Genomic DNA, 6,596 nt, shown 5'->3' with positions numbered 1-6,596 from the left:
TCAATCTGAGCCAGGATCAAACTCTTCAGTTCAATCTCTGTTTAAAGTCATTGCTGACTTGGTCGCTCTTCAAAATAACTGACGATTCCTTCTTGCGAAGGTCACGTTTATTTCTTTTGTTGAGCGTTTAATAATTTGAGCTAAGAAGCTTGCGCTTCCGGCATCATCATCAAACGCCCACACTTATCGACTGTTAATTTTTAAAGAATTCTGCGTTACTTGCTGAAGCGTTTTGTTCAGCAGCAGAGAGGTGAGATTATGAGGCGTTTCGTTCAAACCGTCAACCCCTCATTTTCCTACTCTCCAGCGCTGCGTATGTTCAGCAGCGCGGGGACAGAACTATAACCGAACCCCGCCCCGCGCGCAAGGGCCTCCGCCCGGGCGCGCCCTACTCCCTTCCAGACGCCGTTTTATGCAGACTGTCGCACGCCCGTGGCGGATCGCGGCCGTATTGCGTACAGTTGCACCATTCATGAAATTGAAAGCATTACATGTTTCCTCAACCCAAAGTACAAGACACGCTGAAGACCATACTGGCCTGGCTGCACAAAGGTTTCGATACGACCGCAACCTGGGTCACCCAGCTGTCGTGGTGGAAGTTCTTCCTGTTTGCTGCGCTGGCCCTGATCGCCGGTTCCATTCTGCAGGACGAGCTGTTCTCCTCGCGGCCGGACGAGGAGTATGTGGTGACCAAGGAGCGCAAGCGCGCCCGCCCCGGCAGCGACACTAATATATTGATCGACGACAGCGGCATCCACTTCAACCCGCGCGGCGGCAAGATCCGCAAGGACGCGCCGCCCGCCAGCACCGATGAAGGCGATGCCGCTGCGCCAGCCCTGCCCGAACCCGCCGCGCCAGCCGCGCCGCCGGAAGCTCCCGCCGCCCCTGCCGCGCCCGCAGCACCAGCCGCGGCCGGCAAAGCAGGCAGCGCCGGCCGGGCTGCGCGCGCCCCCGTTGCGCCGGCCGCTCCCTCTCTCCCCGGCGAGGAAGTCCATATTGAACTGCCGCCGCAAATTGGCGAAGAACTGTCGAACGCCATTGAAGAAGCCGTCGACGATGCAGCCGAACAGAAAGTGTCGCGCTACCACAAGCAGGCGTCGACCTGGTTCAAGAGCTTTGTGTCGCTGCTGGTGCTGGCCCTGTTCGCCACCAAGGCGCTGATGGGCGGCAAAAAACGCGCCGAAGCGCAAACCCAGTCCGCCAACGCCGCAGCCGAGCGCGAATCCATGCAGCGCCAGCTGAGCGAAGCCAAGATGCAGATGATGCAGGCCCAGGTGGAACCACACTTCCTGTTCAATACCCTGGCCTCGGTTGAACACCTGATAGAAACCGATCCGCCGCGTGCGTCGGCCATGCAGCGCAGCCTGATCAAATACCTGCGCGCCGTCCTGCCCCAAATGCGCGACAGCAATCTCATCACCAACCTGGGCCGCGAGGCCGACATGGTGGCCGCCTACCTGGCCCTGCTGAAGATGCGTATGGAGGAACGCCTGACCATCGACTTCGACGTGCCGGACGGCCTGCGCACCGCCGCCTTCCCGCCGATGATGCTGCAATCGATGGTGGAGAACGCCATCAAGCACGGCCTGGAAGGCAAGCCCGAGGGCGGCACGCTGCAAGTGCGCGCCGAGGTGGCGCACAACAAGCTGCGCGTGATCGTGGCCGACGACGGCCTGGGCTTCGGCGCCAAGCCCAGCGACGGCACCGGCCTGGGCCTGAGCAATATCCGCGAACGCCTGAAGCTGCTGCACGGCAGCCAGGGGGCGCTGAACATCGAGCCCAACCAGCCCAGTGGCGTAATCGCCACCATCGAAGTGCCCTACGCGCTGGCCGCAAAATAGGCGGCGCCAGTAATCGATTGCGCACGCCGCCGATTCGTTGAATAATTAGCACTCACTTTTAACATGATTATTAAAAATGCCAACAGCAATTCTTGCCGATGATGAAAGACTGATGCGCGACCAGTTGCGCATGCGCCTGGGCCAGGTATGGCCGGAACTCGACATCATCGGCGAAGCGAAAAATGGCGAAGAGGCGATTGAGCTGGTGGACCAGCTCAAACCCGACTTCGCCTTCCTGGATATCCGCATGCCGGGCAAGACCGGCATGGAAGCGGCGGCCGCCATCGGCAACAAGAGCAATGTGGTGTTCGTGACCGCCTACGACGTGCACGCGGTGGAAGCCTTCGAGCGCGGCGCCGTGGACTACGTGCTGAAGCCTGCCGAGCCGGAGCGTCTGCAAATTACCGTGGAGCGCCTGAAGCACCGCCTGAGCGCGCCGTCCGGCGCCGGCGGCGCGGACGTGAACGCCAGCGTGACGGCCATGCTGTCGCAGCTGGCTGAAAAAATCGCGGCGCCGAAGAAGACCTATCTGCAATGGATACAGGCCAGCATCGGCCAGGATCTGCGCATGATACCGGTTGAGGAAATCCTGTTCTTCCGCTCGGACGAAAAGTACACCTGCGTGCAGACCGCCAAGTACGAGGCGCTGATACGCAAGCCGGTGCGCGACCTGGCCGAAGAACTCGATCCCGACCTGTTCTGGCAGATCCACCGCGCCACCCTGGTCAACGTGAACGCCATCGAAGGCGTGACGCGCGACATCCGGGGCCGGCATCTGGTGCTGATCAAAGACCGCTCCGACAAGCTGGAAGTGTCGCGCAGCTTCCTGCACTTGTTCAAGCAGATGTAATCTACGCCACTCTGCGCCAGATCAACATCTGGCGCAGCGGCTGCCCTATTGTGTGAGCGTGGGGCCGGCCCTCCGGCGCCCCAGCCATTGAGGGGCGCACATGAATACTCCCGGAAAATCCCCACCGCCGCCGCCCAATCCGGAAAGCCACGATGCGCGCCGCGACGGCCAGGCAGCCGGCCGGCGCGCCACCGACAGCGCCAGTTCCTACGAGCAGCTGCGCGAACTATCCGCCGCGCTGCAAGCCATACGCGAAGAAGAACGCACCCACATCGCGCGCGAGCTGCACGACGATCTGGGCCAGCTGCTGGCCACGCTGCGCGTCGACCTGAGCCTGCTGCAACAGCAAGGCCCGGCCACGCCGCTGGCGGCACGCCAGATGCGCTCGATGGACAAGCTGCTGCAGCGCGCCATCACCTCGCTGCGCCGCATCGCCGCCGACCTGCGTCCGCACGCGCTCGATGAAGGCGGCCTGTACTACGCGCTGCAAACGCTGCGCCAGGAATTCACCCAGCGCCACGGCATCGCCTGCCAGCTGGACGCGCGCGAGCAGGAACTGGTGCTGGACGACCGCTACAGCACCGCCGTGTTCCGCATCGTGCAGGAATCGCTGACCAATGTGTCGCGCCACGCCGGCGCCGACCATGTGTGGATCAGGCTGCAGCGGCAGGAAGGCCGGCTGGACCTGACCATAGAAGACAACGGGCGCGGCATCGCGCCCGGCGACCTCAACAAAGCGCACTCCTTTGGCCTGCTGGGCATGCGCGAACGCGTGTGGGCGCTGGACGGCGCGATCGACATCCAGGGCCGCGACAGCAGCGGCGACGGCGGCACCCGCATCGTGATCGAGCTGCCGCTGCCCGCCAATTAAAAAGGCGCCCCGCAGGGCGCCCTTTCATCCCGGCAGGACCAGCTTAGAACGAGTGGCGGATGCCCACGTTGAAGGCTTTGTCGCCGGTACCGGCTTCGTTGTTGTTGCCAACGGTGTAGCCGGCGCCGTTCTTGTTCTTGATCTTGGCGTAGGCAACGTAGGTGCTGGTACGCTTCGACAGCGGGTAGATATAGCCCAAGGCGAACTGGGTAGCGTCCTGGTTGTTGACGGTCTTGTCATCCTTGCTGGTGTAGGAAGCCAGCACATTGCCACCGCCTGCAGGCACGGAAACGCCGATCAGCAGGTCGCGCGCGTCGGTGCTTGGCTTCGGTGCGGTCTTGTAGCCGAATGCGTTGGCGACCGGGATAGGCGAGCTGTTCAGGCCCTTGTCGGTAGCGTAGGCGAAGAAGGCTTTGACCACGGTGAAGTCATAGTTCACGGCCAGCAGGGTGTTCTTGGCTTCGTCCTGGGTCTTGGCAGGGGTGGTGCCGACGGCGGCGGTGTCCTGGTTGCGGTTGTTGTACACCAGGCGCGCGTTCAGCGGGCCTTGGGCGTAGTTCAGGCCGAAGCCGATCTGGCGGCCGGCGGTGCTGTCGCCGGCTTGTTCGCCCAGCGCGTACAGCAGCTCGCCCGAGAAACCGTTCACGACTGGCGATGCGTACACCATGGCGTTGCTGACGCGGGTGTTGGCGCCGGCGGTGGCGAACAGATTCTTGATCGAGCCGGCGTAGCCTGCGCCGAACGGGTCGGCAACCTGGCTCATGGCGTTGTACAGCATGGTGTACTGGCGGCCCAGGGTGAAGGAACCCAGTTCCTTGCTTTTCAGGCCAACGTAGGCCTGGCGGTTGAACAGGGTGCTGGTGGCGTTGTCCAGCGCGCCGTCGTCAACCTTGATGCCGCTTTCCAGGGCGAACACAGCCGACAGGCCGTTGCCCAGGTCTTCCACGCCGCGGAAGCCGAGGCGCGACTGGCCGCCGATGCCGCTGGTGACTTTGGTCACGCTACCGGCCACGCCGCCGCTTTCTTTCACCAGGCCCGCGTCCACCAGACCGTAGATGGTCACGTTGGATTGCGCCTGTGCGCTTGCCGAGAAGGCGCCGATAACCAGTGCTGCCAGAGTAAGTTTTTTCACTTGTTGATCCATTGTTTGTTGAGGAAAGCGTCGCTTGAAACTTGACGGGACGAATCTTGCCTAACAAATGCTTCAACAATATGACATCAACAATTGTTGTTCTTTCCCAACAAACCCCAAAACAAAGGGGTCAGGGTTAATTACATGGTCCGCATATGAACCGTGTAATCAACCCTGACCCGATTTTGCTGTGCGGCAGGATTACTTCAGGCGGCAGGTGGCGAGCCAGTAGTGTTCCAGGCGTTCGACACGCACTTCCTTGGCGGCGATGGACAGGCGCTTGCGCAGCCAGCTGTCGGACGGGTAGCTTTGCGCCACGTCGTAGCGCTCGCCCTTGGTGTCGGTGAGGATGTGGAAGGTGTTGCCGTCCAGGTCGGTGCGCGCGATGGGAGCGCTGTAGCCGTCGACGTAGTTGCTGTCGAGCAGCACCAGCAGCACTTCCTTGCCCAGCTTGGCGCGCAGATGGGCCAGGTATTTGTCCTGCGCCGACCGCGGCACTTGCGACCACCAGCCGGCGGCGAAGCAGGCCGTGAACTGGCCGGGGGCGATGTCGTCCGGCAGCTGGAAGGCGTCCGCCTCCGTGAACTGCACGAAATCCTCGTCCAGGCCGCGCTCGCGCGCCGCCGCCAGCATCTGCGGGCTGTTGTCGATGGCGCGCACCGAGTCGGCCACGTCCGAGATCACCTCGGTCCAGTAGCCGCTGCCGCAGGCCAGTTCCAGCACCTTATGGCCGCGCAGCAGCTCGGACAGCGCCTCGTGCAGTTCTTCCAGGTCTTCTTCCACCTCGGGACGCTCGTATTGCAGGTCGTAGGTGGCGGCGACGGCCGCGTAGTATTGTTCTTGGGTCTTCATAGTCAGTTTACAACTCGTAAGTGTCTTTTTCACCGTTCATGGCCTGCTCGATCAACTTGCGGTTGAGCGTGGGGGCCAGCAGTTCGATGAAGGTGTAGATATAGCTGCGCAAATAGGCGCCCTGCTTGACCGCCACGCGCGACACATTCATGCCGAACAGGTGGCCGGCCGGGATGGCGCGCAGGCTGCGGTCGCGCTCGGGATCGAAGGCCATGCCGGCAATAATGCCGATGCCCATGCCCAGCTCGACGTAGGTCTTGATCACGTCCGCGTCGATGGCTTCCAGCAGCACGTCCGGCTTCAGGCCGCGCAGCGAGAACGCGTGGTCGATCTTGCTGCGGCCGGCGAAGGCGCCATCATAGGTGATGAGCGGGAATGCGGCAATCTCCTCCAGCGTGACGGACTTCGATTTCAGCAGCGGATGGTCGGGCGACACCACCACCACATGCTCCCATTGGTAGCATGGCAAGGTGATCAGATTATCAACTCCGGCGATTGATTCGGTGGCGATCGCCAGGTCGGCCTGGTCGCGCTGCACCATCTCGGCGATCTGGCGCGGGTTGCCTTGTAGCAACGACAAGCGCACTTTGGGGAACTTCAGCATAAAGGCCTGCACCACCTTGGGCAGCGTGTAGCGCGCCTGGGTGTGGGTGGTGGCGATGGTGAAGCTGCCGCTGTCCTGCGCCGCGTATTCCTTGCCGATGCGCTTGAGGCTGTCGATCTCCTGCATGATCAGTTCCACCGAGGACAGCACCAGCCGGCCCGGCTCGGTCAGACCCCGGATGCGCTTGCCGTGCCGCGTGAAAATGTCGACCCCAAGCTCTTCCTCCAGTTCGATGATGGCCTTGGATACTCCGGGCTGGGAGGTGAACAGGGCCTTGGCGGCGTCGGTCAGGTTGTAGTTCTGGCGTACTGCTTCTCGGACAAAACGCAATTGATGAAGATTCATTGTTGTTCTCAGGGTCGGTCTAACCGTATTTTACGCTCATGCTTATACCCAATACGTATATAAGCAAATAAAGACTAAGTCGTTTGGAATAAAGATGAAGT

At 61.9% G+C, this 6,596-nt stretch carries 6 protein-coding genes; 3 read left to right on the top strand and 3 right to left on the bottom strand.

Going from position 1 to position 6,596, the window contains the following annotated elements; translation table 11 throughout:
* The first annotated feature begins 491 nt into the window (after positions 1-491).
* From AC07S4_RS28350 to AC07S4_RS28340, 3 genes are all read left to right on the top strand, one after another.
* Positions 492-1,841, top strand: a complete 1,350-nt coding sequence (locus tag AC07S4_RS28350; RefSeq protein WP_494989780.1) for a sensor histidine kinase — start codon at positions 492-494, stop codon at positions 1,839-1,841.
* A gap of 76 nt (positions 1,842-1,917) precedes the next feature.
* Entirely contained in the window at positions 1,918-2,691 is a 774-nt protein-coding gene (locus AC07S4_RS28345; protein WP_161074915.1) for a LytR/AlgR family response regulator transcription factor, read from the top strand.
* Between the two features lie 100 nt (positions 2,692-2,791).
* Positions 2,792-3,562, top strand: a complete 771-nt coding sequence (locus AC07S4_RS28340) for a sensor histidine kinase (RefSeq protein WP_494989779.1) — start codon at positions 2,792-2,794, stop codon at positions 3,560-3,562.
* Between the two features lie 43 nt (positions 3,563-3,605).
* On the opposite strand, the gene AC07S4_RS28335 is transcribed toward AC07S4_RS28340, so the two are convergent.
* The 3 genes from AC07S4_RS28335 to AC07S4_RS28325 form a co-directional block, all read right to left on the bottom strand.
* Complete coding sequence (locus AC07S4_RS28335; protein WP_494989778.1) at positions 3,606-4,694, bottom strand: porin; 1,089 nt, start codon at positions 4,692-4,694, stop codon at positions 3,606-3,608.
* Between the two features lie 201 nt (positions 4,695-4,895).
* Positions 4,896-5,546, bottom strand: a complete 651-nt coding sequence (locus AC07S4_RS28330) for a class I SAM-dependent methyltransferase (protein ID WP_494989777.1) — start codon at positions 5,544-5,546, stop codon at positions 4,896-4,898.
* A 7-nt stretch (positions 5,547-5,553) separates the two neighbouring features.
* Positions 5,554-6,495 (bottom strand): CysB family HTH-type transcriptional regulator, encoded by a 942-nt coding sequence (locus AC07S4_RS28325; RefSeq protein WP_494989776.1) that lies wholly within the window; start codon positions 6,493-6,495, stop codon positions 5,554-5,556.
* Positions 6,496-6,596 lie beyond the last annotated feature (101 nt).

The organism is Pseudoduganella sp. GW821-FHT05F09, from assembly GCF_059419605.1.
The sequence above is the reverse complement of the archived record's forward strand: the minus strand, read 5'-3'. Positions and strand labels throughout refer to the sequence as shown.